The 26,662-nt window shown below is 64.0% G+C and carries 25 protein-coding genes and 1 tRNA gene; 7 read left to right on the top strand and 19 right to left on the bottom strand.

What is annotated here, in order from left to right:
- Window positions 1-3 precede the first annotated feature (3 nt).
- Window positions 4-972: an NAD(P)H-dependent flavin oxidoreductase gene (locus ABGN05_RS03380; RefSeq protein WP_367952572.1), complete on the bottom strand. Its 969-nt coding sequence runs from the start codon at window positions 970-972 to the stop codon at window positions 4-6.
- A gap of 418 nt (window positions 973-1,390) precedes the next feature.
- Here ABGN05_RS03380 and ABGN05_RS03375 point away from each other — a divergent pair, with 418 nt between their 5' ends.
- The 6 genes from ABGN05_RS03375 to ABGN05_RS03350 all read left to right on the top strand — a co-directional run bounded on the left by ABGN05_RS03375 (window position 1,391) and on the right by ABGN05_RS03350 (window position 7,132).
- Window positions 1,391-2,209, top strand: coding sequence for an enoyl-CoA hydratase/isomerase (locus tag ABGN05_RS03375; RefSeq protein ID WP_367952571.1), 819 nt, complete (start codon window positions 1,391-1,393; stop codon window positions 2,207-2,209).
- Window positions 2,206-3,375, top strand: a complete 1,170-nt coding sequence (locus tag ABGN05_RS03370) for a thiolase family protein (RefSeq protein WP_367952570.1) — start codon at window positions 2,206-2,208, stop codon at window positions 3,373-3,375. Before ABGN05_RS03375 ends, ABGN05_RS03370 begins: the two co-directional genes overlap by 4 nt.
- A 2-nt stretch (window positions 3,376-3,377) precedes the next feature.
- Window positions 3,378-3,758 carry a Zn-ribbon domain-containing OB-fold protein gene (locus ABGN05_RS03365; protein WP_367952569.1) on the top strand — a complete coding sequence of 127 codons (381 nt, stop codon included), beginning with the start codon at window positions 3,378-3,380 and terminating at the stop codon, window positions 3,756-3,758.
- Between the two features lie 55 nt (window positions 3,759-3,813).
- A complete protein-coding gene (locus tag ABGN05_RS03360) occupies window positions 3,814-4,725 on the top strand; it encodes an SDR family oxidoreductase (protein WP_367952568.1) in 912 nt (303 codons plus the stop codon).
- A 62-nt stretch (window positions 4,726-4,787) separates the two neighbouring features.
- Window positions 4,788-5,984 (top strand): acyl-CoA dehydrogenase family protein, encoded by a 1,197-nt coding sequence (locus tag ABGN05_RS03355; protein ID WP_367952567.1) that lies wholly within the window; start codon window positions 4,788-4,790, stop codon window positions 5,982-5,984.
- Between the two features lie 8 nt (window positions 5,985-5,992).
- On the top strand, window positions 5,993-7,132 hold the full coding sequence (locus ABGN05_RS03350; RefSeq protein WP_367952566.1) for an acyl-CoA dehydrogenase family protein: 1,140 nt from the start codon (window positions 5,993-5,995) through the stop codon (window positions 7,130-7,132).
- A gap of 46 nt (window positions 7,133-7,178) precedes the next feature.
- Here the strand turns inward: ABGN05_RS03350 and ABGN05_RS03345 are convergent, their stop codons facing one another.
- The 16 genes from ABGN05_RS03345 to ABGN05_RS03270 form a co-directional block, all read right to left on the bottom strand.
- Window positions 7,179-8,078, bottom strand: coding sequence for a crotonase/enoyl-CoA hydratase family protein (locus ABGN05_RS03345; protein WP_367952565.1), 900 nt, complete (start codon window positions 8,076-8,078; stop codon window positions 7,179-7,181).
- 18 nt (window positions 8,079-8,096) lie between these two features.
- Window positions 8,097-9,209: an acyl-CoA dehydrogenase family protein gene (locus ABGN05_RS03340; RefSeq protein ID WP_367952564.1), complete on the bottom strand. Its 1,113-nt coding sequence runs from the start codon at window positions 9,207-9,209 to the stop codon at window positions 8,097-8,099.
- Entirely contained in the window at window positions 9,206-10,810 is a 1,605-nt protein-coding gene (locus ABGN05_RS03335) for a long-chain-fatty-acid--CoA ligase (protein ID WP_367952563.1), read from the bottom strand. The genes ABGN05_RS03340 and ABGN05_RS03335 overlap by 4 nt, the downstream gene beginning before the upstream one ends.
- A gap of 52 nt (window positions 10,811-10,862) precedes the next feature.
- A complete protein-coding gene (locus ABGN05_RS03330) occupies window positions 10,863-11,315 on the bottom strand; it encodes a MaoC family dehydratase (protein WP_367952562.1) in 453 nt (150 codons plus the stop codon).
- Between the two features lie 54 nt (window positions 11,316-11,369).
- Window positions 11,370-12,584 (bottom strand): acyl-CoA dehydrogenase family protein, encoded by a 1,215-nt coding sequence (locus ABGN05_RS03325; protein WP_367952561.1) that lies wholly within the window; start codon window positions 12,582-12,584, stop codon window positions 11,370-11,372.
- A 398-nt stretch (window positions 12,585-12,982) separates the two neighbouring features.
- Window positions 12,983-14,296 carry a TRAP transporter large permease gene (locus ABGN05_RS03320; protein ID WP_367952560.1) on the bottom strand — a complete coding sequence of 438 codons (1,314 nt, stop codon included), beginning with the start codon at window positions 14,294-14,296 and terminating at the stop codon, window positions 12,983-12,985.
- Entirely contained in the window at window positions 14,293-14,841 is a 549-nt protein-coding gene (locus ABGN05_RS03315) for a TRAP transporter small permease (protein WP_367952559.1), read from the bottom strand. Before ABGN05_RS03315 ends, ABGN05_RS03320 begins: the two co-directional genes overlap by 4 nt.
- A gap of 79 nt (window positions 14,842-14,920) precedes the next feature.
- Window positions 14,921-16,069 (bottom strand): C4-dicarboxylate TRAP transporter substrate-binding protein, encoded by a 1,149-nt coding sequence (locus ABGN05_RS03310; protein ID WP_367952558.1) that lies wholly within the window; start codon window positions 16,067-16,069, stop codon window positions 14,921-14,923.
- 743 nt (window positions 16,070-16,812) lie between these two features.
- Window positions 16,813-16,888 (bottom strand) — tRNA-Phe (locus ABGN05_RS03305).
- A 289-nt stretch (window positions 16,889-17,177) separates the two neighbouring features.
- On the bottom strand, window positions 17,178-17,381 hold the full coding sequence (gene yacG, locus ABGN05_RS03300) for a DNA gyrase inhibitor YacG (RefSeq protein WP_367952557.1): 204 nt from the start codon (window positions 17,379-17,381) through the stop codon (window positions 17,178-17,180).
- A 185-nt stretch (window positions 17,382-17,566) separates the two neighbouring features.
- Window positions 17,567-18,112, bottom strand: a complete 546-nt coding sequence (locus ABGN05_RS03295) for an adenine phosphoribosyltransferase (protein WP_367952556.1) — start codon at window positions 18,110-18,112, stop codon at window positions 17,567-17,569.
- Between the two features lie 130 nt (window positions 18,113-18,242).
- Window positions 18,243-19,106, bottom strand: coding sequence for a cytochrome c1 (locus ABGN05_RS03290; RefSeq protein ID WP_367952555.1), 864 nt, complete (start codon window positions 19,104-19,106; stop codon window positions 18,243-18,245).
- 35 nt (window positions 19,107-19,141) lie between these two features.
- Window positions 19,142-20,443, bottom strand: a complete 1,302-nt coding sequence (locus ABGN05_RS03285) for a cytochrome b (protein WP_367952554.1) — start codon at window positions 20,441-20,443, stop codon at window positions 19,142-19,144.
- Between the two features lie 19 nt (window positions 20,444-20,462).
- Window positions 20,463-21,026: a ubiquinol-cytochrome c reductase iron-sulfur subunit gene (gene petA / locus ABGN05_RS03280; protein ID WP_367952553.1), complete on the bottom strand. Its 564-nt coding sequence runs from the start codon at window positions 21,024-21,026 to the stop codon at window positions 20,463-20,465.
- 233 nt (window positions 21,027-21,259) lie between these two features.
- Window positions 21,260-22,351, bottom strand: coding sequence for an alginate O-acetyltransferase AlgX-related protein (locus tag ABGN05_RS03275; RefSeq protein WP_367952552.1), 1,092 nt, complete (start codon window positions 22,349-22,351; stop codon window positions 21,260-21,262).
- 3 nt (window positions 22,352-22,354) lie between these two features.
- Complete coding sequence (locus ABGN05_RS03270) at window positions 22,355-23,779, bottom strand: MBOAT family O-acyltransferase (protein ID WP_367952551.1); 1,425 nt, start codon at window positions 23,777-23,779, stop codon at window positions 22,355-22,357.
- A 267-nt stretch (window positions 23,780-24,046) separates the two neighbouring features.
- Between ABGN05_RS03270 and ABGN05_RS03265 the strand changes: the two genes are divergently transcribed.
- Window positions 24,047-24,430, top strand: coding sequence for a hypothetical protein (locus tag ABGN05_RS03265; RefSeq protein ID WP_367952550.1), 384 nt, complete (start codon window positions 24,047-24,049; stop codon window positions 24,428-24,430).
- Window positions 24,431-24,445: 15 nt separating this feature from the next.
- Here the strand turns inward: ABGN05_RS03265 and ABGN05_RS03260 are convergent, their stop codons facing one another.
- A complete protein-coding gene (locus tag ABGN05_RS03260; RefSeq protein WP_367952549.1) occupies window positions 24,446-24,748 on the bottom strand; it encodes a DUF6665 family protein in 303 nt (100 codons plus the stop codon).
- A gap of 8 nt (window positions 24,749-24,756) precedes the next feature.
- Window positions 24,757-26,649, bottom strand: coding sequence for an ABC transporter ATP-binding protein (locus tag ABGN05_RS03255; RefSeq protein ID WP_367952548.1), 1,893 nt, complete (start codon window positions 26,647-26,649; stop codon window positions 24,757-24,759).
- Window positions 26,650-26,662 lie beyond the last annotated feature (13 nt).

Raw genomic sequence — 26,662 nt, 5'->3', positions numbered from 1 at the left:
GTCTCAGTCGTCGTAGGTGGATGCCATTGGACCGGCTCGCCTTCCCGCGGCCAGATATTGTGTGCGCATGCGGTCGACGATCGCGGCGACCGGCTCCTCCTCCTTCATGATACCGATCCCCTGGCCCGCGCTCCAGATGTCGCGCCATGCCTTCGCGCTCGCCATCAGACTGCCGTAGTCCCTTTTGGGCCTGTCCCCGTCGAGCGTTATGCCCGCGCGCTCCAGCGACTGGCGCAGAAAGTTGGAATGGGTGCCGGACACCTTGTCCGTGTAGACGATGTCGCCGGCGTTCCCGTCGATCACCATCCGTTTGTAGTCGGCAACGGCATTGGCCTCCCGTGCGGTGATGAAGCAGGAACCGCAATAGGCCATGTCGGCGCCCATGACCTGCGCCGCCAGCACCGCGCTTCCGGTGGCAATGGCGCCTGAAAGCAGAAGCGGGCCATCCCACCATTCCCGGATTTCCTGGACGAGAGCGAAGGGCGACAGAGTGCCGGCATGGCCGCCGGCCCCCGCGGCGACCGCGATGAGGCCGCTGGCACCCTTGTCTATCGCCTTGCGGGCATGGACAAGGTGGACGACGTCGTGAAGCACGATGCCTCCGTACCCCCTGACCGCATCGTTGACCTCTGGCCGCGCGCCGAGCGAGGTGATCACGATGGGCACTTCGTGCTTGATGCAGGCGGCGAGTTGCTCGTCGAGCAGCCCGTTGGACTTGTGGACGATCAGATTGACGGCGTAGGGAGCGGCCGGCCGGTCCGGATGGTCCTGGTCGTGGTCGGCCAGCGCATTGCCGATACGCGTCAGCCACTCGTCCAGCACATCGATTGTACGGGCGTTGAGCGCCGGCAACGATCCGACCACGCCGGCGACGCACTGGGCTATGACCAGTTCGGGGCCGGACACGATGAACATCGGTGCACAAATGACCGGCAGGGACAGATGGCGTCCGTGGGGCGTCCATGATTTCATGCTCTCTGCCTCCGATTTCGTCCAGGTGGTAGCGCTACCTTTCGGCAGCATACATGTGTCCCGTGCGACCGGGTCAAGCAGCGGAAACTGCCCGGATGCCAGCCCGTAAAGCCGCTGATCCCGGCTTCGCGACCTGTCAGTCCGCAAAGTTTCCTCAACTGGGGACAGCTTCCCTCCCCTCTTGCAGTTTTTCTATACAAAACAGTGGATTAGTTCACTTCCTCGAAAGTGTCTCCGCGGCGGGTGATCACTGCTGGAGAGACTCTAGCGTGGATAAGCAGCCCTACCCTCTCTCCCATGCTCGGCGCGTCCCCATCAAGGGGGATGCCTCGCGGCTCTCGCCATGAGAAATTGCATACATGATCAGAGCACGCGAGCCGGAGGCTTCGGCCGTCGGGCTGGGAGGGATTGCAGCGGCATGACGCAAGAAGCGATCGGGGTCGAGAGAACGGGCGGGATCGGAGTCCTGAAACTCTCCCGGCCCGAGGTTCTGAACGCGCTTTCTCCCGACCTCGTCGGAGTTCTCGGGCAGGAATTCAAGAAGATGTCGAACCCGGAAAGCGGGGTGCGCTGCATCGTCATCACCGGTGAAGGGCGGGCTTTCAGTTCGGGCGCCAACCTGGGGGAAGACAGCGGCAACGACCGCGCCGGTCCCGGAGCGGGTTCGATCCTCCAGCGCGTCTATCATCCTCTTCTGCGCCTGATGCGCGACAGCGAGGTTCCGATCGTCACCGCGGTCAATGGCGCGGCCGTCGGCGCAGGCATGAGCATCGCCATGATGGGCGACATCATCACCTGCGCGCGCTCCGCCTACTTCCTCCAGGCGTTCCGCCGCATCGGGCTGGTCATGGACTGCGGTTCGAGCTGGCTCCTTCCGCGTCTGATCGGCATGGCGCGGGCACGCGAACTCTCGTTGTTGGGAGGCAGGCTCGACGCGGAGACGGCGCTGCAATGGGGGCTGGTGAACAGGGTCTTCGACGACGCCGTCTTCATGGACGAAACCATGAAGATCGCAAAGCAGATCGCGGATGGACCGCTCGGCGCGCAGGGCAAGATCCGGCGGCTCTACTGGGAGACGACGCGCAATTCCTTCGAGGAGCAGCTCGATCTCGAGGACAGGCTCCAGCTGATCGCCAGCGAGAGCGAGGAGTTCGAGGAAGGTGTTGCCGCGTTCCGCGAGAAGCGACCGGCGCGTTTTACGGATCTTGGTCAGGTTCCCGGGGGAGTGGCTTCTTGAGCATCAACGGCAAGGCCTATATTGCAGGCGCGTTCGAACATCCGACCCGCAAGGCGACGGGCAAGACCATCCCGCAGCTCCATGCCGAGGTAGCGGCCGGTGCGCTTGCCGATGCAGGCCTCGAAAGCAGGGACGTCGATGGCTTCTTCTGCGCCAGCGACGCGCCGGGGATGGGCGGCATCGACATGGCCGAGTATCTGGGTCTGCGGCCCCGATACGTCGACAACACTGACACGGGCGGATCATCCTATGTCCTGGCGGTCGGTCATGCGGCGCAGGCAATTGCGACCGGCAAGTGTTCGGTGGCCCTGATCACGCTGGCCGGCATGCCTCGCACCGGACCGGGACCGGCGGGCGAAGGCGCCTTCCTCACCGATCCGATCAATCCCAACGTGCCCTACGAACTGCCTTTCCGGCCCGTCATCACCAATCTCTACGGCATGTGCGCCAAGCGGCATATGTACGAATTCGGTACGACAAGCGAACAGCTTGCTTGGGTGAAGGTCGCGGCTTCCCATCATGCCCAGCACAACCCCAACGCGGTGCTGCGGGACGTGGTCACCGTCGAGGATGTGGTCAACTCGCCGATGATTTCCGATCCCCTTCATCGGCTCGACTGCTGCGTAATCAGCGACGGCGGCGGGGCTCTGATCGTGGTCTCTCCCGAAGTGGCGCGTGACCTGAAGAGACCGAAGGTGATGGTGCGCGGCGCGGCGGAAGCCATCAAACATCTCGACGGAGGCCGGACCGACATAACCTATTCCGGCGCCGTCTGGTCAGGCCCCAAGGCATTCGATGAGGCAAAGATCACGCCGTCGGACATCAAGTACGTGTCCATCTACGACAGTTTCACCATCACCGTCCTGATGACGCTCGAGGATCTCGGCTTCTGCAAGAAGGGCGAGGGCGGCAGGTTCGTCTCCGATGGAAATCTCATTTCCGGTTTCGGCAAGCTGCCTTTCAACACGGATGGCGGCGGGCTTTGCAACAACCATCCGGCCAATCGCGGCGGGATGACGAAGGTCATCGAGGCCGTGCGCCAGCTTCGCGGCGAGGCCCATCCCGCGGTGCAGGTGCCGAACTGCGACCTGGCGCTGGCGCACGGTACCGGCGGCTATCTTGGCTCGCGCCACGGCAGCGCGACGCTGATAATGGAGAGGGTCTGAACATGGCGGAGACATCTGACATCGCACCGGAACGCGATATCGCTCCGCAATGGCGCTCTACCACCGGTAAGTTGCTCGTCCAGAAATGCGGCGCCTGCGGCAGCGCCTTCTACTATCCGCGCGTCGTCTGCCCGTTCTGCCTTTCCTCCGATGTGGGGTGGTTCGAGTGCAAGGGCGAAGGCGAGATCTATTCGGTCAGCGTCATGCGCCGAGGAGAGCCCTACGCGCTGGCATACGTGACGCTCGACGAGGGTCCGCGCATGATGACGAACATCGTCGGCTGCGACCTCGACGCCATCGCCATCGGACAGCGAGTCGCGGTCGTCTTCAAGGACATCGAAGGCATCCCCACGCCGATGTTCAGGCCGGCCAGACCGGCGTGACCGCCGCCATCGGCTTCGGCAGGGTTTTTCAACGGACATATTGGGAGAGATTGACGTGACATTGCGATTGGATGGGCGCGTGGCGGTGGTGACCGGCGCCGGAGCGGGACTGGGGCGGGAGCACGCGCTGCTGCTGGCCAGGCAGGGAGCCAAGATCGTCGTGAACGATCTCGGCGGTTCCACCGACGGGCGCGGCGGAGACAGCGCCGCCGCCGACAAGGTGGTGGCCGAGATCAAGGCAGCCGGCGGCGACGCCGCCCCGAACTACGACAGCGTGACGTCCCCGGATGGCGCGAAGAACATCGTGGACACCGCGCTCGAGGCGTTCGGCAGGATCGACATTCTGGTCAACAATGCCGGGATTTTGCGGGACAAGTCGTTCGCCAAGGTGGAGATGGACGACTTCAAGGCCGTCTTCGACGTGCACTACTGGGGATCCGTGTACTGCACCAAGGCTGCCTGGGGGCCGATGACCGAGCAGAAATACGGCCGCGTCATCTTCACGACCTCGGTGGCCGGGACCGCCGGAAACTTCGGCCAGGCGAACTACGGTTCCGCCAAGGCCGCCGTGCTCGGCCTGATGAACGTGCTCGCCATCGAAGGCCGCAAGAACAACATCTACGCCAACGCGATCTCGCCCGGCGCGCTGACGCGCATGACGTCCGGCCTCGGCATGGACGAGAGTTTCATGGAGAAGCTCAACCCGGCCTTCGTATCCCCGGCCGTCGCCTGGCTTGCCAGCGAGCGGTGCGAGGTCACGGGCGGCATCTTCACAGCGGCGGGCGGCGGCTTCGGACGCCTGCACTACTTCGAGACGTTCGGCGTGCAGTTCGACACCTCCGCTCCGATCACGGTCGAGATGTTCGACGACGCATTCCCCAAGATCAACGATTTCTCCACCGCCGTTCCGGCTCCGGCGGGCACCGAAGGGCGCATGCAGGAGCGATTCGATTCCCTGAAGCGGTAGCCGAAGGATCGTCGGCGGGCGCGAGAAGCGGCCGCCCAGATGGAGGCAAGGGGGAGGACCGGATGGATCTGACACCGAGTGCGGAAGACCTGGCTTTCCGGCAGGAGGTCAGGACCTTCATCCGGGACAATCTCCCGGCCGACATCGCCGAAACGGCCCGCAGGAGCTTTCACATCGCTCCCGACGACATGCGCTGCTGGCAGCGTATCCTGTACGAGAAGGGTTGGGCGGCTCCCTCCTGGCCGAAGGAATATGGCGGAACGGGGTGGACCGCCCTCCAGCGCTACATCTTCGATGAAGAGTACTGCATGGCGGACGGGCCGCTGCCGCTGATGATGGGCCACGGGGTACCGATGGTCGGGCCGCTGATCTACACGTTCGGGACGGAGGAGCAGAAGTCGCGGTACCTGCCCCGCATCCTTCGCGGCGACGACTACTGGTGCCAAGGCTTCTCCGAGCCCGGTTCGGGGTCCGATCTGGCGTCCCTGCGCACCCGCGCATCGGCAGACGGCGACCACTACGTCATCAACGGACAGAAGATCTGGACGAGCCTGGCGCATCACTCGAACATGATCTTCTGCCTGGTGCGGACCGATACGACCGGCAAGCCGCAGCAGGGTATCTCCATGCTCGTCTTTCCGATCGACACTCCCGGTATAACGATCCGACCGATCATTTCGATCGACCGGGGCCACAGTCTGAACGAAACCTTCTTCGAGAACGTGCGCGTTCCGCGATCCAGTCTCATCGGCGAGGAGGGAAAAGGCTGGACATACGCCAAATTCCTGCTCGGCCACGAACGCTTCGCGATCGCCGAGATCGCCCGGTCGAAGCGTCGCCTCCAGCGCCTGCGGGAGATGGCCAGGCAGGCCAGGGCAGGCGCGCAGACGCTGGCCGATGATCCGGTCTTCACCGACAAGCTGGCAGCGGTCGAGATCGAGCTGATGGCGCTCGAACAGATGGGGCTGAAGATCGCCTGGGAGATGGACCAGCGGATCGACAACCCGCTGTCGGCGAGCATCCTCAAGATCCGCGGTACGCAGATCATCCAGGCCGTGACGGAGCTTTCCATCGAAGCGATGGGCTACTCCGGACTGGCCTACGAGAGCCGGCAGGACGGTTCGCAACATTCGCCTTCCGCGCCGGAAATCTCCCAGGGCAAGATGGAGGAGTTCCTCTTCCTGCGCGCCGCGACGATCTACGGCGGGACGACCGAGACCCAGCAGAACATCATCGCCAAGATGATCCACGCCAACTGAGGCTCATCATGGATTACCGTCTGGACGAAGAGCAGGTGCTGCTCAAGGAAAGCCTCGAAGGCTGGCTGTCCCGGAACTACGGCTTCGAACGGTGGCGCCGGCTCGCCGCCAGCGATCACGGATTCGACGGGGCGAACTGGCACACCTTCGCGGAGATGGGCTGGCTGGGCATCGGCATTCCGGAGGAATTCGGCGGGCTCGGCTTCGGCGCCGTCGAACGGATGCTCATTGGCAAGGCATTCGGCCGCCATCTCGTGAACGAGCCCTACCTCGCCTCCTCGGTGCTCGCCGGGTCGCTTATGCTGCACGCCGGCTCCGAGGCACAGAAAGCGGAATGGCTGCCGCGCATGGCAGCAGGAGAAGCAAGGCTCGCCCTTGCCTTCGCCGAGACTGCGTCCCGCTTCGACCTGAACCACGTCGCCACATTCGCCCGAAGGCGGGCATCGCGGTGGATACTCTCGGGAGAGAAGATACTCGTGCTCGATGCCCATGCCGCGGAGCGCATCCTCGTGCTGGCGCGAACGTCGGGAGAGACCGCGGACAGGCACGGCCTCGGCCTCTTCCTTGTCGACCCAGCCGCCGAAGGCCTCTCCCTGCGCTCCTACACGACGGTGGACGATCGCCGGGCGTCCGACATCGTTCTCGAAGGCGTGGTAGCGGAGGCCCTGATCGGCGACGACGGTGGCGCCTTCCACCCGCTCGAACGCTGCCTCGACGAGGCAATCCTATATCTGTGCGCCGAAGCCCTCGGGGCCATGGAGGCGCTCTTCGAGATGACGCGCCACTACGCAAAGGCCCGAAAGCAGTTCGGACAGGCGATCGGCGACTTCCAGGTGATCCAGCACCGCCTCGTGGACATGCGGGTCCAGATCGAATGCGCGCGTGCCCTGCTGCTGCACGCGGTGGCGGGCGTTCCCGGCGACGATCCGGTTGCACGGGCGCGGGCGGCATCGGCCGCGAAGGTCCAGATGGGGAAATCCGCCCGCGTCGTCGGCCGCAGCGCCATCCAGATCCACGGAGGCATGGGCATGACCGACGAACTTCCCGTCGGCCACTACTTCAAGCGGCTCGTCATGGCCGAGACCTTTTTGGGCGACATCGCGTATCACCAGAAGCGTTTCGCCGGCCTGCCTTCCGAACTGGCCTGAATCGCTGACCGCTCGTGCGGTATAGCCTGCTTCGCGCCGAATCGGCTCAGTCGTAGTCCCGCTCCTTCCACCATGGAAAGAAGTCCGGCATGTCACGCGACACGCGCCCGGGAAAGCGCGGTGCGCGCTTCTCGAGAAAGCTCGCGACGCCTTCCCTGGCATCGTCGGTTCGCCCGCGCGCGTAAACGCCGCGGCTGTCGAGCCTGTGGGCTTCCATCGGGTGATCTGAACCGGCCATGCGCCACAACATCTGGCGCGTGAGGGCTACGGAAACCGGCGACGTGTTGTCGACGAGCTCGCGCGCAAAGGCAGTCGCCGCTCCGATGAGGTCGTCCGGATGATGGAGCGAGCGCACGAGACCTCGCTCCAGCGCCTCTTGCGCCTGAAAGACGCGGCCGCTCAGGCACCAGTCGAGGGCGGTCGGCAGTCCGACGATCCTCGGGAGGAACCATGTCGATGCTCCTTCCGGAACGATGCCGCGTCGTGTGAAGACGAACCCGAAACGGGCGTCTTCGGTGGCGATCCTGACGTCCATGGCGAGCGTCATGGTGACCCCGACCCCGACGGCGGCGCCATGGATGGCGCCGATGACCGGTTTCAGGCAGCGGTACAGCCGAAGCGTCAGCAGGCCGGCGCCGTCGCGCACCGCCGGATTGCCGTAATCGATCGTGCCGTCGGGCTGGATCGGCGACGCGCCGGGCTGGCCGCCGAGGCTTTCGTAGTCGAACGTCCGATCGCCGGACGACATGTCGGCGCCCGCGCAGAAGTGTTTCCCGTTGCCCGCAACGATGATCGCACCCACCGCATCATCCGCCTCCGCTCGGTCGATCGCTGCGATCAGTGCGGTTATCATTCCAGCATTGACCGCGTTCAGCTTGTCGGGCCGGTTGAGCCGGATGGTCGCGATCCCTTCCGCTGCCGAATACGCTACCGGCGTGTCGATCATTCGCTCCCTCCGGCCATCTCAGGCGGTCAGCATTTCGGCGTCGTATCTGCGGAAGTGTTCGTCCTCACTGCCGAAGCTCGCGCAGATGACCAGACCTCGCTTGAAATAGCGGCCGATCCGCAATTCGTCGGTTATACCCATCCCGCCATGAAGTTGCACCGCCTGCTGGCTCACATGGCGAAGCGCGCGATCGATGAGGATCTTCACGGCGGAGACGGACGACTTTCGTCGCGCCGGATCGTCGGTGAGCACGGCCATGTAGAGCATGGATCTGGCCTGTTCCCGCAGCACCACCATGTCGGCGAGGCGGTGTTGAAGAGCCTGAAAGGCGCTGAGCGGCTGCCCGAACTGACGACGCTGGACGAGGTAGGCGGCGGTGTGGGAGATCAGTGCTTCGATAATGCCGACGGCCTCAGCGCACTGGGCGAGGATCGCATGGTCGATCCATGGCGAGAGCACGGCAGCCCCCTCCCCTTCGCCGCCCACCATGAAGAGCGCCGTCGCGCCGTCGAAGCACACCGTCCCGGCGGGCTGTCCGTCGACGCTCCGCCAGGGTTCCATCGTCACGCCGCTGGCATCGGCCGGAACCAGAAAAAGCGAGACACCGCCCCCCTCGACGCCGCCGGTCACCAAGAAATGGCTGGCCACCGGTGCCTGGAGCACGACGGACTTGGTGCCGCTCAGTTTGAACACGGTGCCGTCTCGCCGGGCGGCGGTCCCGGCGGATGCCAGATCGAAGCGTGTCGATCCTTCGTTGTGCGCGAGAGCGACCGTCACGTCGCCGGCCATGATCCCGCCCAGGATCGACCGGACTTCGTCGCCGCCGGCGGCGGCCAGCGTGTTGCCGGCCAGAACAATGGTCGAGAGATAGGGACCATGCACGAGGGCCTTCCCGAAGGCCTGCATGACGATCATCGTTTCGACGGCGCCCCCTCCGAGTCCTCCGCCGTGGGTCGGGATCATCAATGCGGCGAGTCCGAGTTCCTCGCAGAGCCTGCGCCAGAAGTCCCGGTAACGCACGATGTCGATGGCCTCGCCGGCCGCATGCGCCGCCTCGTCCCAATTCCGCTCGAGAAAGGCCGACAGGGTATCGGCCAGCATCGCCTGTTCGGGCGAGAGATCGAAGTTCACGTTCCGGCCACCTGCCGCGCGTCGGCCGCCCTGTCCCAGTAAGGCGCGCGCATCTCCCGCTTCAGGATCTTGCCGGAGGCATTGCGCGGCAGGGCGTCGATGAACTCGATCGACTTCGGCGCCTTGAACGAGGCGATGCGCGTCTTCGTGAAGGCGATGAGTTCCTCTGCGCCGGCGTGATGCCCCTTGCGCAGCACGACGAATGCCTTGACGTCTTCGCCCCATTTGACCGACGGGACCCCGATGACGCCCACCTCCAGCACGGCCGGGTGCGAGGCGAGCGCCGTTTCCACCTCGGCGGGATAGATGTTCTCGCCGCCGGAGATGATCATGTCCTTGATGCGGTCGCGAACGTAGAGATAGCCCTCTTCATCGAGATAGCCGGCGTCGCCCGAATGGTACCATCCGTCCACGAGCACTTCGGCGGTTGCTTCCGGCTTTCCGTAGTAGCCTTTCATGACCGAGCCGCACCGCAGCAGGATTTCTCCCGTCTGTCCGTTGGGAAGCTCGCGGCCGTCGCCGTCGACGATCCTGATCGACATGTCGTGCAGAGGCTTTCCGCACGAGGTCAGAAGGTGCGGGCGATTGAAATCGTGATCTTCCGGCAGGAGCGTCGTGCCCATGGTGGACGTCTCGGTCATGCCGAACATCTGGATGAAACCGCAGCCGAGTTCCTGGATGCCGCGGCGCAGCAGATCGACGGTGATCGGAGACCCGCCATAGCCGATCGTCTGCAGCGATCCGATGTTGCTCCGGTCGAACTTCGGATCGTTGAGGACCATCTGGATGAGAGCGGGGACCAGGCCGGCCTTGGTGATTGGCGCGGAGGCTAGTGCCGCCAGAACGTGATCCGGACCGGCCTCGCGGGTGATGTAGATACCGCCGCCCACATAGATCGCGTACATAGCCCAGCAGGTTCCGCCGCTGTGGAAGAGCGGCAGCGGCACGAGCGACAGGTCCTCTTCGCCCCAGGCGGTCAGTTCTCCGCTCTCCGCGTGCCGCGCACTCCACAGCAAGTTCCCATGCGTCAGCATCGCGCCCTTCGGACGGCCGGTCGTGCCGGATGTGTGGAGCTGGGCGACCACCTCGTCGCCCGAAAGGTCGAGTGCGGGGTCGGAATCCGCATGCCGGTCGCGCCACGCGTCGAACGGTTCGGTGTCGGGTGCCTCCCCGTCGATGACGACCACTTTGCGGAAGGATGGCCGTGCCGCCCGAATCTGGTCGAGGTAGTGTAGGAAATCCCTGTCGATGATCAGGCATTCGGTATCGAAATCATCGAGCAGGAACAGGATCTCCGGCAAGGCCAGGCGCCAGCTGATGGGCGCGAGGACCATGCCCGCCTTGCCGCATCCGATCAGGGCCTCGAAATACCGCGAATCGTTCTTGCCGAGATAGGCGATGCGCGCCTGCCGGGGAGATCCGGTCGCCAGTAATGCATTCGCGATCCGGTTCGATCGCATCTGCCATTGTCGGTAGGTGAGTGTCTTGCCGTCGAAGTGGATGGCGACCTTGTCCGGCCGCCGGGCCGCGTGGAAGTCGATGAGGCTTCCAAGCGTCCGCAGGCGGCCTCTCGCCGCCGGCCCACTTTCGATCTCGGTCATCGAAGATTCCACTCTCTTATCTCCGCTGTGCAAGGCGAACCCGCGCCGGGGGCTACGGGAAGTAGACGAACACGATTTCGGCCACCAAGGCCGGCTTGTCGGCGCCGTCGAGCTCGATCGTCAGTTCCGACGACACCCGCAGCCCGCCCGAGCCTTCCTCGACGGCGCGAATAGTCTCGCTGGAACGGATGCGCGCGCCGGCGGGAACCGCCTTGAGAAACCGCAGCTTGTTGATGCCGTAGTTGATGGTGCGCTGCGCCTTCACCGTGTAGAGCGTCGGCTGGAGGACGCCGATCAGCGACATCACGAGATAGCCGTGAGCGATCGTCGTGCCTTCGGGAGACTCCCGCCGCGCACGCTCGACGTCGACATGGATCCACTGCCGATCCCCCGTCGCATTGGCAAAGTCGTCGATCATCGATTGCGTGACCGTCAGCCAGTCGCTTGAGCCGAGCCGTTCTCCGATCACGTCGCGAATTTCGTAGGGCGATTCAAACGTGCGCATGGGCGGCCTTTCCTGTTCGGCGGTGCGTTCGATACTGGAGCAAAGCCGGCTGTTTCATGCCCGGTGCTCCTCCAGGATCAGCCTGGCGATGATGTTGCGCTGGATCTCGTTGGAACCCCCGTAGATCGAACGGGCGCGATCGTTGAGGTAGCGGGCGGTCGCGCGCATGCCGAACTCGGGTCCCACCGGGGGAACGTCGCTTCCGGGCGCTAGCGCTGCGCGCTGGTCGGGAATTGCAAGTTCGCCCAGCGCCTGCATGGCGAGTTCCGTCGCGGCCTGCTGCACTTCGGACCCGTGAAGCTTCAACACCGACGACATCACGCTGCCCGCACCGTGGCCGAGCGCGAGACCGGCAATGACGCGCTTCTCCGTCCAGCCTTGCGCAGTGACCCGGATATCGAGTTCCGCGAAGCGGCGCCGGAACATCGGATCGTCCCACAACCGGACTCCGTTTAATGGATCGGAGATTTCGGCGGCGGACCGGGCTTCGTCGAGGAACGCGCGGGCCAGCGCGGCATAGCTCCCGCCCCGCTCATGTTCCAGGAGGTACTTGGCAATGGCCCAGCCCTGGTTTTCGTCCCCGACCCGGTTCTCGGCGGGTATCCGCAGTTCGTCGAAGAAGACCTCGTTGACCTCATGCTCGCCGGACATGGACAGGATCGGCTGGACGGTTATTCCCGGAGCGTCCATGGGCGACAGGAAGAAGCTGATCCCCGCCTGCGGCCTGCCTTCGGTCGACGTGCGCGCCAGAAGAAAGATCCAGTTGGCGTTGTGCGCGTGGGTGGTCCAGATCTTGGATCCGGTGACGACGTAGTGGTCTCCGTCGCGGACCGCCCGCGTCCTCAGCGCCGCCAGGTCGGAACCGGCGCCGGGCTCGGAAAAACCCTGACACCAGTAATGCTCGCCCGACAGGATGCGGGGAAGGAAGTACTCCTTCTGCGCATTCGTTCCGAATTCCATGAGCACGGGGCCGCAGAGTTGCAGCCCCGCGAGGAAGAGTTGCGGCGCGCGGGCTCGTGCGCATTCTTCCTCCCAGATGTGACGCTGCACGACATCCCATCCGCAGCCGCCATGCTCCTTGGGCCAACCGGGTGCGATCCAGCCCTTCTCGTGAAGCACCCCGTGCCACCAGATTCCCAGATCACGCTCCGCCGCCACGCCAGTCTGCCGCATGCTGCGCCGGACGACGTCCGGCGTCAGGGCGCCGCGCAGGAAGGCGCGGACCTCCTGCCGGAAGCTGTCGTGTTCGGGGGAGAGACTGCCGTCCATCAGCGACGCCGTGCGCGCCGGAACGCGACGAATGATGTATGCTGTCTGCTATCGGTCATCGTCTTTGGCGCAAGCCGAAAAGTTATCGAGTCGATGCCCATAGCGTGACCAGTTTCCGGAACTGAACCATTTTCCGGTCCTTTTCTATCGATAACCAACCTCCTCTCGCATCCCCCGGCGAAGGGACAGAAGGAGGAAAGCAGTAACATCGTCATGTATGCATTTGGAGATCTCGCATATTGACGCCCGGCCGACCCGATCGGACCACCCCAATGCGCGGGGATGGAGCGGCAACGTCGCGAGCGCCACGGTGCGTCGGCAAAAGCTCTCCCTCGCCGATCAGAGAGAAGGAGCGGCACGGGCCGCCGATGAACGCATCGACGGCTATGCGGGGAGGTTCAGCCGCCCGACAGGAAGCGAAGCGGGAAGAGGGTGATCTCGGGGAAGAAGACCATCAACAGCACAAGAATGACATCCGCCACGAGGAACCACAGGACACCCCGGAAGATCGAGGTCAGCGATACCGTGTTGCCGACGACGCCCTTGATGACGAAGATGTTCATGCCGACCGGCGGCGTGATCATGCCGATCTCGAGCAGCTTTACGAGCAGGACGCCAAACCAGATCATGTTGTGGCCGCCGCTCTCGATGATCGGCAGGACGATCGGCATCGTCAACAGCAGCGCTCCGAGCGGCTCCAGGAAGCAGCCAAGCACCAGATAGACGAGAACGATCAGCAGCACGATGACCAGGTTGCTGTCGCTGACCCCGAGCACGGCATCCGAGATCACGCTGCCGACGCCGGACAGGGCGAGGAACCGGGCGAACAGGCTGGCGCCCACGCCGATGATGATGAGCGCGCTGGTGGTTATGAGCGTTTCGACCGCGGCGAGGCGGAACCGCTGCCAATTGAGCGTACGTTTCGCCAGACCCACCACGCATGCCATCGACGCGCCGAGCCCGCCCGCTTCTGTCGCGGTGAAGACGCCGCCGAAGATACCGGCGAAGATGCCGAGCATCACGAGGAGGATCGGCCAGGTGTCGCCGAGGGCCCGCCATTTCTCCGCGCGTCCTATGCTCGTGGAGACGGAGGGCGCGAGCGCAGGATTGAGCTTCACCCGGATCACGATCACCAGGATGTAGGCGATGGCGGACAGGATGCCGATGGCAAAGCCGGCGATGAAGAGTTGCGGCACCGACTGGCGGGCGATAACCCCGTAGAGGATCATCAGGATCGATGGCGGGATGAGCGCTCCGATGGTCCCCGCCACCGCCACCGTGCCGGTGGCAAGTTCCGGATGGTACTTGCTCTTCAGCATCTCCGGCACGGCGATGCGGCCCATGGCGGCCGAACACGCGACGGAGGAGCCGCACACGGCGGCAAAGCCGGAGCTGCCGATGACCGCCGAGATGGCGAGCCCTCCGGGCAGCCGCGCCAGCCACACCCGCGCGGCGTCGAAGAGCCCTTTCGTCAGCTGCGCATGGTAGGACACGAAGCCGAGCAGAAGGAACATCGGGATCGAGCTCAGCACCCAGTTGGCCGAGAACTGGTACGGAATGATCCCGATGGATCCCCAGGCGACATTCCAGCCTACGAGAGCCCAGATGCCGCTGAACGAAACGCCGATCAGCGCGATTCCGATCGGCACCCGAATGGCCAGCAGCAGGAGCAGGACCGCAAGTCCCGCGAAGCCGATCTGCACGCCGCTCATGTCGACGCCCCTGCTCTCTCGGGCAGCGTATCGACCAGGCTCTCGTTCAGGCCCGACGGCGAACCCGTCACGTAGCAGGCCAACTTGTAGAGCAGGACAACCAGGACGAGAACGCATCCCACGGGGATGACGTAGTATGCCGGCCATATGATGATGTCGGAGGTGCCCTGGGTGACAAAGGCGCCGATCGCCTGCTTCTTCTGGGCTTCGAAAAAGGTCCTGACCGTCAGGAATCCGAACACGATGATCGACAGGAGGTAGGAAAACGCTTCCAGATGGCGCTGCAGCCATACCGGCATCTGGTCGGTCACGAGTTCGACCGAGATGTTCCGGTTCTTCTCCTCGGTGAAGCACAGGGTGAGAAACCCTATGATGATCATGTAGTAGTTCGTGACGATCTCGATCGTTCCGTCGACCGAGGATTTGAAGAAATACCGCATCACGACATCAGCGGTGATGTGCAGCATCATGACGATGATGAAAATCGCTCCGATGTTCGAGATGAAGCTTATGGCTCGGGATATTGCCTTTCCGAGATTGAACATCGTCCCCTCCACGTTGCCGAAGCCGCGCGAAGAAAAAAGCGGCCGACGGTGGCCGCTTCCTTCTTCGCTTTCGCCGAGATCATTGACCGTACGAAGCGACGTCCACCTTGGAGACGGCCTCGTTCCAGACCAGGTCCGCGAAGGCGTCGGCACTGTCGATGTCCTGCACCAGCCCAACCCATTTCTCGAAGAGTTCCTGCATCTTCGCGATCGCCTCGTCGGTACCCTCCAGTTGGTACTTCTCGGCGTAACTCTTGGCGATCGTCTGAAGGTCCTCCTGCGTGAAGGCACGGGTCGCGTCGATGAACTCCTGCGCCGGCTCGATGACGTCGATCCCGCGTTCTTCGGCCTTGGCCAGCGCCGCCTGGTTATTGACGTTGTAGTTCCAGGAGTTCAGGGCGCCGTGATAGTTGCTCGCCTTGAGCAGGTTCAGGCGCTGCTCCGGCGAGAGGCCGGTCCAGACGTCGAGGTTGACGTTCGACTGGGCGGTACCGCCGAAGCCGCCGCCGGGCACGTCGCGAATGACGTACTTGACGACGTCCATCAGGCCGAGGTCGACGAGTTCGGCCGCACCGTTCAGCGAGCAGTCGAGAAGGCCCTGGCTCAAGCCCTCGAAAATCTCGTTTTGCGGGATCGAGACGGAGACCGCGCCGAGCGACTGGGCCCAGCGGGTCCAGTGCGCCCCCGGCGCGCGGATGCGCACGCCCTGCATGTCCTGCGCCTTCTCGATCGGCTTGATGCACATCAGCATGTACTCGGTGGATGAGGTCGACGTGAACACCTGGTTCTGCGCCTTGATCTCACCGCGGCATTTGTCGCAGTTCAGCATGATGTATTCGACGAGCGCGCCATGCCAGGCTAGGCCGCCGCGGTTGTTGGTGTCATGCAGTGAGAACAGCATGGTCATCTCGGAAACCATGGTCGAATTCGGAAACTCGGCCGGAAAGTACGGGAACAGCACCATGCCTATATCGGCGATGCCGTCGCGCACGCCCGGAGACATTTCGGAGAAGCTCAAGAGGGACTGCGCGAAGACCTTCATGTCGATGTCGCCGCCCGAGTACTCCTTGGCCTTTTCCGCATACACGTCGGCCGCTTTGGCGCCGGTCGAGTTCGGAGCGAAGCCGGTTGCATACCGAAGCTCCACCGCCTGAGCCGCCGACACACTCGCCACGGCTGACAATACGCCGGCAACGCCGGCGCAAACGATCCATTTGCTCGCTTTCATCTCACTCCCTCATGAATAGCGGAACTCTGCTGAAAAAGGCCCACTGCATCCGTGGTTGAGCTTCGGCCGCTCTGTTGGACACGTGTGCCTCTCCCCCAAGCAGACTATCTGCTGCCCTAGGGGGAAGCGTCCCCCTGCATGAGGACAAATCAATCATGTATGCAAAGCGGAATTCGGACGATCTGACAGAGATGGCTCCGTAAAGCGGGACACTCTGTACAAGTGGAATTTCTGACAGAGATCGGCATGATGACATGAACAGGCGAGACCATTTGCAGATGACTGCGCCGTAGCCACAGTCAGCCTACAAGGCGAAAAGTCGCACTTGCCGCGATCAGGGACGAGAAGACGCGGGCCGAATGGGCCGAGCAGTTTGATGTCCAATCCGATCAATCGGCCGAAACAATCGGCGGCGAATGGATCAGACTGGCCTGCAAGCCAGTGTGACTACGAAGACAGCCAGTGTGCATCTTCCCACGTGCACTGCTCCCGCCGCCGCTGGGCTCGCCGTAACATGCAGGCAACTGGAATGTGCTTCCCGAGGCTTGGCGTTGCGAACACTGAATTCGGAGAGGGCATCGCGGGGTATTGCCTCCCGTGGACTGCAAGATACCCCCATACGGATACCCCCATTCTCGTGCGAGGCAAGGGGATGCCATGTTCAGCCATGGTCAGTTGGCGAAACAGAACTCGTTTAAAAGCAAGGGTTACTTTCAGATATGTTCAGAGGGGAGAAGGGGGAGTGGTGCCCAGGGGCGGAATCGAACCACCGACACTGCGATTTTCAGTCGCATGCTCTACCAACTGAGCTACCTGGGCATGATGACGGACCGTCGTAGACCGCCGCGGCATCGTCGGGCATTAGCCCGAAAGCGCGTGGGTTATAGCACGGGATTCCCCCCTGTCCAGCGCCCTCGTGACAGAAATCGGACAATCGGAAAAAGCTCGCGAACCCGGCCCACGGCGAGGATGGCGCCTGTCCGGAAGGAGTTGGCCTGATAGGCCCGGAACGAACGCCTGGGGCGCCGGCAGACGCCGCTTCCCCGGTGAAAAAGAGGCTGCTGGACGCGTCCGAGACAGCCACCGGCGGCCGCCGGACGGCGTCCGGTCAGCCGCGATCCTCGTCGTCGTTCTGCCCGTCCAGCGGCTCGCCAGGAATGACGTAGCGCCCGGACAGCCACCGGTTCAGGTCGACGTCCTTGCAGCGCTGCGAGCAGAACGGGAAAGACTGCCGGGCTGAGAGCTTGCCGCATTCGGGACATTTGCCGCGCGGCCGCAGCGGCGTCACATTTGCTTCTCGTCTTTCCGTCATTCCGCTTCGCTCTGGCTATGGCCTGTCGGGAGGTCGTGCCTCGCCGTCTAGGGCATGGGATCGATCACCGGAAACTTAGGCGGCAGCGCCGGGAATGCAAATCGGAGAACCGAGGCGACCGGGCCGGCCTGCGCAAGACGCTGTCGGCTGGACGGGTCCGGAAGTCTTTTGGCGCGGGGTGGGATTCAGTGCCCCGAGAAGGCGATCAGCGTGCGCACCTCCACGCCGAGCGCCTCGAGCTTTGCGCGCCCGCCCAGATCGGGCAGGTCGATGACGAAGCAGGCGGCGACGATGTCGGCGCCCATCTGCCTGAGCAGGCGCGTGGCGCCTTCCGCGGTTCCCCCTGTGGCGATCAGATCGTCGACCAGAATGACCTTCTCGCCCTCCTTCACCGCGTCCTTGTGCATCTCCATTTCGTCGACGCCGTATTCGAGGCTGTAGGCGACGCGCACGGTGTCGTGCGGCAGCTTGCCCTTCTTGCGGATCGGGATGAAGCCGGCCGAAAGCTGGTGCGCGATGGCGCCGCCGAGGATGAAGCCACGCGCCTCGATGCCGGCGATCTTGTCGATCTTGGTGCCGGCATAGGGATGCACGAGTTCGTCGACCGCGCGACGGAAAGCGCGCGCATTGCCGAGAAGGGTCGTGATGTCGCGGAACAGGATGCCCGGCTTCGGGTAGTCCGGGATTGTGCGGATCGCCGCAAGCAGCGTGTCTTCGAGGGAGGTCTTCATGTGGGGATCCGTTGCGGTTCGACGTCCGGGCCGACGGTCCGTCCGGATAGGATTATCCTCGGCCCCGGCTTGCGAAATGACAAGGGCGCCCTCACGGACGCCCTTCGTGGAATTCGCGCGCCGGGATAAATCAGTGCGCGAGTTGGTGCCAGACCTTGCGCTTGGTCAAATAAACCAGGCCGGCGAAGATGACGAGGAAGATCATGACCCGGAAGCCGGTGCGCTTGCGGTCTTCCAGATGCGGCTCGGCGGCCCACATCATGAAAGCGGCGACGTCCCGGGAATACTGGTCGACCGTCTGGGGCGCCCCGTCGTCATAGGTGACGACGTCGTCGGACAGCGGCGGCGCCATCGCGAGAGATTTTCCGGCGATGAAGTAGGGGTTGTAGTAGGTGCCCTCGGGGATCTCCATGCCTTCGGGCGGCTCGTGATCGTAGCCGGTCAGGAGCGAATAGACGTAGTCCGGCCCGCCCTCGGCATACTGCGTGAAGACGTCGAAAACGAAGGTGGGGAACCCGCGCTCGACGACACGCGCCTTTGCCAGCAGCGAGAAGTCGGGCGGAGCCGCTCCGCCATTGGACGCGGCCGCCGCCTGGGTGTTGGGGAACGGTGAGGGGAAATAATCCGACGGAACTGCCGCCCGTTCGAACATGTCGCCGTCCGCGTTCGGGCCGTCGGTGACGGTGTATTCGGCTGCCAGCACCTTCACCTGCTCCTCGGAATAGCCGAGATGCTCGAGCGTGCGGAAAGCGACGAGGTTCATGCTGTGACACGCCGAGCAGACCTCCCGGTACACCTTGAGCCCGCGCTGGAGTTGGCCCTTGTCGTAGGTGCCGAACGGCCCGTCGAAGGACCAGTCGAGTTGGTGCGGCTTCAGGATCGGGAAGTGCGTCGGCTCCGCCACGCTGGCATGGTCTGCCTGTGCCAGGGCGACGCCGGAGGCCATGCCGAGGGCAACTCCGATGGCTGCCAGACCGCCGAGAATCTTCTTCATTCCAAAAGTCCTTTCAGGATTCACGGTGGTCCGGCTCAGCGGTTCTCGGGCGCCGCGGCGGCACCTTCCGGTGTGGCGGTCGCGCTTCCCTTGGTCTTGGCAAGCACCGCCTCGGTGATCGAGTTCGGCAGCCTTCGCGGCGTTTCGATCAGGCCGAGGACCGGCATGATGATGATGAAGAAGGCGAAGTAGTAGAACGTGGCGATCTGCGACATGATCACGTAGCTGCCTTCCGCCGGGCGCGAGCCCAGCCAGCCGAGGAAGATGGCATTGATGACGAAGAGCCAGAAGAACAGCTTGTACCACGGCCGGTAGACCGCCGAGCGCACCTTCGAGGTGTCGAGCCACGGCACGAAGAACAGGACCGCGATCGAGCCGAACATGGCGAGCACGCCGCCGAGCTTGGAGTCGATCGGCCCGATGTTGAAGGTGATGGCGCGCAGGATGGCATAGAACGGCAGGTAGTACCATTCAGGAACGATATGCGCCGGCGTCTTCAGCGGATCGGCAACGACGTAGTTGTCGGGATGGCCGAGGAAGTTAGGGATGTAGAAGACGAAATAGGCGAACACCGCGAGGAACACGATCATCGCGAACGCGTCCTTGATGGTCGCGTATGGCGTGAAGGCGACCGTATCGGTCTTCTCCTTGACCTCGATGCCGGTCGGATTGGTTTGGCCGGTGACATGCAGCGCCCAGACATGCAGCACGACCACGCCCGCGATCATGAAGGGCAGCAGGTAGTGCAGTGAATAGAAGCGGTTGAGCGTCGGGTTGTCGACCGCGAAGCCGCCCAGCAGCAGCTGCTGGATCCACTCGCCAACCAGCGGGATGGCGGTGAAGAAGCCGGTGATGACGGTGGCGCCCCAGAAACTCATCTGACCCCAGGGGAGCACGTAGCCCATGAAGCCCGTCGCCATCATCAGAAGATAGATGATGCAGCCGAGGATCCACAGAAGCTCGCGCGGGGCCTTGTAGGAGCCGTAATAGAGGCCGCGGAAGATGTGGATGTAGACGGCGATGAAGAAGAACGAGGCGCCGTTGGCGTGCAGGTAGCGCAGCAGCCATCCCGAATTGACGTCGCGCATGATCTTCTCGACCGAATTGAAGGCGAGCGTCGTATCGGCGGTGTAGTGCATTGCAAGCACCACGCCGGTGAGGATCTGCGACACCAGCATGATGGAGAGGATGCCGCCGAATGTGTAGGCGTAGTTCAGGTTGCGCGGAACGGGATAGGCCACGAAGCTGTCGTACATCAGTCGCGGCAGGGGCATGCGCTTGTCTATCCAGCGCTCGAACCCGGTATTCGGGGTGTAGGCAGAGTGTCCACCGGCCATATCAGTCGTCCCCTTAAACTCAGCCGATCCGGATCGTGGCGTCGGATATGAATTCGAATGTCGGCACCGCCAGATTCTGAGGCGCCGGGCCTTTGCGGATGCGTCCCGCCGTATCGTAGTGCGACCCGTGGCAAGGGCAGAACCAGCCGCCGAAATCGCCCGCCTGGCCGAGCGGCACGCAGCCGAGATGGGTGCAGGAGCCGACCATCACGATCCAGTTCTCCATGCTCTCGCCGGCCGAGCGCGCGACGTCGGTCGCAGGCGAATCGGCGGGGATATTGGCGTTGCGCGCGATGGGATCCTTGAGTTCCGTCAGCGGCACATCCTTGGCGGCCGCGATTTCCTCTGGCGTGCGGTTGCGGATGAAGATGGGCTTGCCGCGCCATTTCGCGGTGATCGACATTCCCGGCTCGATCGCCGACACGTCGACCTCGATCGTGGCCAGTGCGAGCGTCGAGGCGTCGGGGCGCATCTGGTCGATGAACGGCCATACGACCGCTCCGGCGCCGACGACCGCGGCGGTTCCTGTGGCAACATACAGGAAATCCCTGCGGTTGGGTTCGGTGATGTCGTGTGCGCTCACGGGCCCTTGATCCTCTTGCCACCAATTCGCCCGAGTGGTGTGCTTTTTGCTGGCATACCCTCGACCATGCTTGCGCAGACACGGCTACGCAGGCCGGTCGGAATCCCCCGGCGATTGGCGTTGGTTTCTAGGCGTCATGCCCTGGCTTGTCCATATGATAGCGGGACGGGTGGGCAGTTTGTCGCGGGAGGCCGCGCAGCTTGCAACCGGCGTCCCGCCGCGCGGTGCACGGGCTAGGCGCCGGGTACCTGCTGGAAGGACGTGATGGTACGTTCGACGGCCTCAAGGATGACGATGTCGGGATCGATCGCGCGGATCAGATCGGGGTCGGGGACGCCGAGTCGGTTTGGCATCCATGTGAATTCAGCCGCGAACCGCATGAAGAGCGGTCCGAGCAGGCTTGCCGAAAAGGAATCCCCGATGACGAGGACTTTCGGCCGCCGCGACGGCGCGTCGGACGGGTCGCGCGGACGGAGCTTGTAGATCTCGTTGCTGCCGCCTTTGTCCAGGACAGTGCGTTCGAAGGGGGCTTCCGAGAACAGTCCAGGGTCGGTCGGCAGGGAGGGGAATTCGACGAATTTCTCCTGCAACTGCTGGATCGCGACGAGGTCGCCGCGGCGATCGAGGGGCACAGGCGGACCGAAGGCGGCCTCAAGATCGACGGCCGCGCCGGAGTGGCCGACCCTTTGAACGATCTCGTTGAACGCGACCGCCGCGCCGAATGCTGTCCAGTGCGTGTCGCCTCTCCAGTAGACGAGACGGTCCGCTGTCCAGGACTTCAGGGCCGGCCTCAGGTCAACCGCATCGATCCCGCTCGCGCGGAGCCGGTCGTGCAGGGCGTCCAGCTCAGTGCGCACCGGCGCCTCGCGCGCCCAGACCGGTAGCTTTTCGCGATAGATCACGTGCTTGTTGGGTGCGATCGCCACCAAAAGGGTGCGGGGCCGGTCGCCGAGGATGCTCCGGAGTTCGTCCGCAACGTTCACGAACGCCGACAGCGCGGCCACGTCGTAGCGCTGGCCGGTCGCCTGGCCGAGCACGTCGAGGTCGGTGATGAAGAGCCATCCGCCCGCGCCTTCCACGACGCGACGCGAGCCTCCCGAGAACAGCTTCTTCATGTCGCGGTTCAGGTTGACCATCTGCTTGCGCAGACCGAAGTGAGTCGCGACGAAGCGGTCTATTCGTCCCGCGAACCCTATGTCCTGGCCAGAAGCGACGTCCGCCGCCGTCTCGTCCATCAGCCGTAAGGTGTTGTAGGCGAGGCCGACGGCGGGAAGTGCCAGGAGGATGGCCATCCAGCCGAGGAACCAGATGTGGAGGAACCGCATCGCTCAGAACCTGAAGTAGAGGAACGGATTGTTGCCGGCGCCCGCGATACCCACCATGCTGAAGAGGAGCAGCAGCCAGATGCCGACGTCCTTGGCGAGGCGACGGGCTCCCGCGACAACGGGCGTGACCGCCCGGTCCCGGCGGCGGGAGGCGAATAGCGGTCGGATCCGGACCGTCGACAGCAGAACCCCAAGAACGAAGACCGTCGACCAGTAGGGCGTGAGAAGCGAGGCGAAATCGGGATCGAACTGGCCGTTGCCCTGGCCTCCCGCGAGCGCGCTGAAATAGGTCGTCGCCGCTGCGAAACCATCCGCCCGGAACAAGACCCAGCCGAGCATCACCACGAGCAGGAGATAGACGTGGCGCGCGAGCGCGGGAAGGCGCGCCAGAATGCGCAACAGGAATGCCCGCTCGAGCACCAGAAGCGCGCCGTGCCAGGCCCCCCATGCCACGAAGGTCCAAGCCGCTCCGTGCCAGAGGCCGCAGAGCAGGAAGACGATCACCAGGTTGAGATAGGTCCGCGCGGCTCCTTCCCGACTTCCTCCGAGAGGAAAGTAGAGATAGTCGCGAAACCAGCGTGACAGGCTGATGTGCCAGCGCCTCCAGAACTCTGTCACTGACCCGGAGGCATACGGCATATCGAAATTTCGCGGAAAGCCGAAGCCGAGGGCGAGCCCGATCCCGATCGCCATGTTCGAGTAGCCGGCGAAATCGAAGTAGATCTGCAGCGTGTAGGAGGCGAGACCCAGCCATGCCTCCGGAAGGTCGAGATCGGGGCCGAAGGAGAAGGCCATGTCGGCGGAGATGCCGACCTCGTTGGCGATGAGGACCTTCTGCGCCAGCCCGATCGCGAAGATGCGTGCCCCGGTGGCCGCGCGCCAGAGGGTCGTGCGTCGCTGCGACATCTGTGCGGCGACGGTCCGGTATCGCACGATCGGGCCCGCGACGAGTTGCGGGAACATGGAAATGTAGAGCGCGACCTTCGCCAGGCTGGGCTCGGCGCGGGCGTCGCGGCGGTAGACGTCGACGAGATAGGACATCGCCTGGAAGGTGAAGAAGGAGACACCGAGCGGAAGCGGAATGCCGATCGGAGCGACGCCGGAGGCAGGAAACAGGGTCCCGAGCGTCAGCATCGCCATGTCGGCATACTTCGCGGCACCCAGCATGACCAGATTGGCAGCGATGCCCAGCGACAGCCATCGCCGCCGAGCAGCGCCTGCAGACCCGGAGATCGCCAGCCCCAGACGCCAGTTCACGACGATGGAAGCCAGGAGCACGAACACGAAGACCGGCTCGCCCCAGGCATAGAACAAGAGGCTCGCGCCGATCAGCACCGCGTTTCGCCACGCGAGCGACCCCGCGGCGAAATAGATGACCAGAAAGACCGGCAGGAAGACGTAGAGGAAGGTGGGCGAACTGAAGACCATCGGGATTCCGCGACCGCTCGCCCTTCCCTATGCGAACCCCGCACCTGACGGAAGATGGTCGTGCCGCTGCGCACCAGGAAAGGCGCCAACCCGGTGATCGACGGATTGGAGGATGTCCTTCAAAGGCTCCCCTCCAGGTCAATCGTCTGCGGTCGCGCCGAGTGTTACCACAGGTAGTTTGAATAGCTTCTCATTATTCTAGATTGTTGTCCGGGGGTATGTATACTGGACCGCGTTGACGCAACGACACTATTGGGGGGACGTTCAATGATCGGGCAGCGAACCGGAACTCTTGCCGCCATACTCGGGTTCGCACTCGTGCTTCTGCCGCCGACGCTGGCTTCGGCGGCCAACCTTTCGGGCCAGGAAGGGGACGTTCGCCGCAAGGTGATGTACATGCGCGACATGACTGGAGGATGCTCCGGTCTCCACAAGAAATACATCGCCGCGTCGGGCCACTCCGCCTTCGCGGCCACAACGATCCATTACTGGGCCGGACCCGGCCACGTCTGCGGGATATCCATCAACGCAGGCAGCCAGAAGGCAGCAGAGCAGAAGGCGATGGCGAGTTGTCAGGCGGCGCTGAAGAAATACAAGGGCGCGGGAGAACAGCAGATCGTGGGGCCGTGCTACGTCCACATGTCGAAGTGACGGCGGCGCCCTCCCCTATTGCGCCCCTAGCCTGACCAGCACTTCGCGCGGGATGCAATATTCGCGGATCACGTCGTCGTGGCGTCGCAATCCGCACAGTTCCCGCTGGATAAAATAGGCGTGCACTGCCTGGGTAGCCGTTCGCAGAACGGCCGCCCGGTCGGCCGGCGAGCCTTCGTGGGCCTGCAGGGCGGCAAGCGACCGTTCCACCTTCTCGCCCGCGCGGCCGAGCGAAGCCGCCTTCTCGCCCATGATCTCGGCGGCAAGAGGGTCGAAGATCGAATCGGACTGCCGCAGTGCGGGGAGTCGGACGGCCATAGCGAGACCTATTCCGCCGCCAGCCGGTCTGCCAGGAAGCCGCCGGACTGGCGCTTCCAGAGCTGCGCGTAGAGCCCGTCGCGGGCGAGGAGCTCGCCATGGCTTCCTTCCTCGACGATTCTCCCACCATCCAGGATCACGAGCCGGTCAAGTGCGGCGATCGTGGACAGCCGGTGGGCGACCGCGATGACGGTGCGGTTCTCCATCATGCGGTAGAGATTGTCCTGGATCGCTGCCTCGATCTCCGAATCCAGGGCCGAGGTCGCCTCGTCGAGGATCAGCACCGGCGCGTTCTTCAGCATCATGCGCGCAATCGCGATGCGCTGGCGCTGACCGCCCGAAAGCTTCACGCCGCGCTCGCCGACATAAGCGCTTAGACCCTTGCGCCCCTTCGGATCCAAGACGTCCTTGATGAAGTCATAGGCCGCCGCCCGCCTCGCCGCCTCAACGATTTCCGCGTCGGCCGCGCCCGGGCGGCCATAGGCGATGTTGTCGCGGATGGAGCGGTGCATGAGCATCGGCTCCTGGCTGACGACGCCGAACTGGTCGCGCAGCGAGGCTTGGGTCAGGCCGCGGATATCCTGCCCGTCGAGCAGGATACGCCCGCCCTCCACGTCGAAGAGCCGCAGGAGCAGGTTGACGATCGTGGTCTTGCCGGCGCCCGACGGCCCGACCAGCGCAACCCTCTCGCCCGACCGGATGTGCAGGTTCAGATTTTCGATGACGCCGCCGCCCTTGCCATAATGGAAGGTGACGTTCTCGAACCGGATGTCGCCCGTTGTGCGCGGCGCCGCGACCGCGCCCGGCACGTCGCGGATGGCCGGTTCGACGGAGATCGTCCCGGTGGCGTCCTGCACCGTGGCATAGGAGCGGATGAGGCCGTTGATGTTGAACATCATCCAGCTCGACATGTTGTTGAGCCTGAACACCAGTCCCAGCGCGGCGGCGATGGCGCCCGTCGATATCTCGCCCCGGGTCCAACTCGTCACCGCGATCGCCGCGATCGATGCCATCATCAGGCCGTTGAGGATGGCGACGCAGGAACGCACGGTGGTGATGTTGCGGGTCAGCCGCGTGACCGCCCGATAGAAGTTTTCCAGCCCTTCGCGCACGAAGGCGTGCTCGCGCCGGCCGCTGTCGAACAGTTTCACCGCGACGATGTTGGTGAAGGAATCGACCAGCCGGCCGCTGAAGATGGAGCGCTGGTCGGCGGTGGCGCGGCCGGCCTTCCGGAGTTCCGGCAGGAGGTAGCGGATGATCAGCGCATAGCCGCCGCACCAGACCGCCAGCACCACGCCCATCAGTGGATTGAGGGCCGCGAGCAGCGTCGTCGCCAGGAACAGGAAGGTCAGGAAGGACCAGACCGACTGAAGCACGGAGACGATGAAATCGCCGACCGCCTCGCCGCCCTGCATGATCTTCTGCGCGATGCGGCCGGCAAAGTCGTTCTGGTAGAACTCGTAAGGTTGCTCGATGACGCGCCGGAAGGCCTGCCATCGCACCAGGGCGAAAAAGCCGGGGACGATGATCTGCTGCTCGACGACCGCCGACCCGATCATCACGGCCGCGCGCACCACCAGCACGAGCACGAGCAGTCCGGCGAGTTCGGGCCAGTGGTCGGCAAAGAGTGTTGCCGGATCAGACTGGTCGAGCAGGTCGATCAGCCAGCCGATTGCCCAGTATAGCCCCGCATCGACCGTGCCCACCAGGCCGCCCATGATGAGGAGAAGGATGAACGGTCCCTTCGCCTGACGGGCGAAATAGAGGATGAACCGCCAGGCGTCCTCGGGGAGCACGTCCCGGTCAGTGTCGTGAAAGGGATCGACGACGCCCTCCACCCGGCTCCAGAGCCGGTCGCGCAGGCGGCGATTTTCCGTGTCGTCGTCGTTGGTGATTGCCATTGTCCGTTGCCAG

The organism is Aquibium pacificum (assembly GCF_040839445.1).
Classification (GTDB): Bacteria; Pseudomonadota; Alphaproteobacteria; order Rhizobiales; family Rhizobiaceae; genus Aquibium; species Aquibium pacificus.
This window is presented reverse-complemented; position numbering and strand designations above follow the sequence as displayed.

Coding starts and splice junctions, on each gene's coding strand:
- ABGN05_RS03380 (WP_367952572.1), bottom strand. CDS start 972: ATGAAATCATGGACGCCCCACGGACGCCATCTGTCCCTGCCGGTCATT.
- ABGN05_RS03375 (WP_367952571.1), top strand. CDS start 1,391: ATGACGCAAGAAGCGATCGGGGTCGAGAGAACGGGCGGGATCGGAGTC.
- ABGN05_RS03365 (WP_367952569.1), top strand. CDS start 3,378: ATGGCGGAGACATCTGACATCGCACCGGAACGCGATATCGCTCCGCAA.
- ABGN05_RS03355 (WP_367952567.1), top strand. CDS start 4,788: ATGGATCTGACACCGAGTGCGGAAGACCTGGCTTTCCGGCAGGAGGTC.
- ABGN05_RS03350 (WP_367952566.1), top strand. CDS start 5,993: ATGGATTACCGTCTGGACGAAGAGCAGGTGCTGCTCAAGGAAAGCCTC.
- ABGN05_RS03345 (WP_367952565.1), bottom strand. CDS start 8,078: ATGATCGACACGCCGGTAGCGTATTCGGCAGCGGAAGGGATCGCGACC.
- ABGN05_RS03335 (WP_367952563.1), bottom strand. CDS start 10,810: ATGACCGAGATCGAAAGTGGGCCGGCGGCGAGAGGCCGCCTGCGGACG.
- ABGN05_RS03330 (WP_367952562.1), bottom strand. CDS start 11,315: ATGCGCACGTTTGAATCGCCCTACGAAATTCGCGACGTGATCGGAGAA.
- ABGN05_RS03325 (WP_367952561.1), bottom strand. CDS start 12,584: ATGGACGGCAGTCTCTCCCCCGAACACGACAGCTTCCGGCAGGAGGTC.
- ABGN05_RS03320 (WP_367952560.1), bottom strand. CDS start 14,296: ATGAGCGGCGTGCAGATCGGCTTCGCGGGACTTGCGGTCCTGCTCCTG.
- ABGN05_RS03315 (WP_367952559.1), bottom strand. CDS start 14,841: ATGTTCAATCTCGGAAAGGCAATATCCCGAGCCATAAGCTTCATCTCG.
- ABGN05_RS03310 (WP_367952558.1), bottom strand. CDS start 16,069: ATGAAAGCGAGCAAATGGATCGTTTGCGCCGGCGTTGCCGGCGTATTG.
- yacG (WP_367952557.1), bottom strand. CDS start 17,381: ATGACGGAAAGACGAGAAGCAAATGTGACGCCGCTGCGGCCGCGCGGC.
- ABGN05_RS03295 (WP_367952556.1), bottom strand. CDS start 18,112: ATGAAGACCTCCCTCGAAGACACGCTGCTTGCGGCGATCCGCACAATC.
- ABGN05_RS03290 (WP_367952555.1), bottom strand. CDS start 19,106: ATGAAGAAGATTCTCGGCGGTCTGGCAGCCATCGGAGTTGCCCTCGGC.
- ABGN05_RS03285 (WP_367952554.1), bottom strand. CDS start 20,443: ATGGCCGGTGGACACTCTGCCTACACCCCGAATACCGGGTTCGAGCGC.
- ABGN05_RS03275 (WP_367952552.1), bottom strand. CDS start 22,351: ATGCGGTTCCTCCACATCTGGTTCCTCGGCTGGATGGCCATCCTCCTG.
- ABGN05_RS03270 (WP_367952551.1), bottom strand. CDS start 23,779: ATGGTCTTCAGTTCGCCCACCTTCCTCTACGTCTTCCTGCCGGTCTTT.
- ABGN05_RS03265 (WP_367952550.1), top strand. CDS start 24,047: ATGATCGGGCAGCGAACCGGAACTCTTGCCGCCATACTCGGGTTCGCA.
- ABGN05_RS03260 (WP_367952549.1), bottom strand. CDS start 24,748: ATGGCCGTCCGACTCCCCGCACTGCGGCAGTCCGATTCGATCTTCGAC.
- ABGN05_RS03255 (WP_367952548.1), bottom strand. CDS start 26,649: ATGGCAATCACCAACGACGACGACACGGAAAATCGCCGCCTGCGCGAC.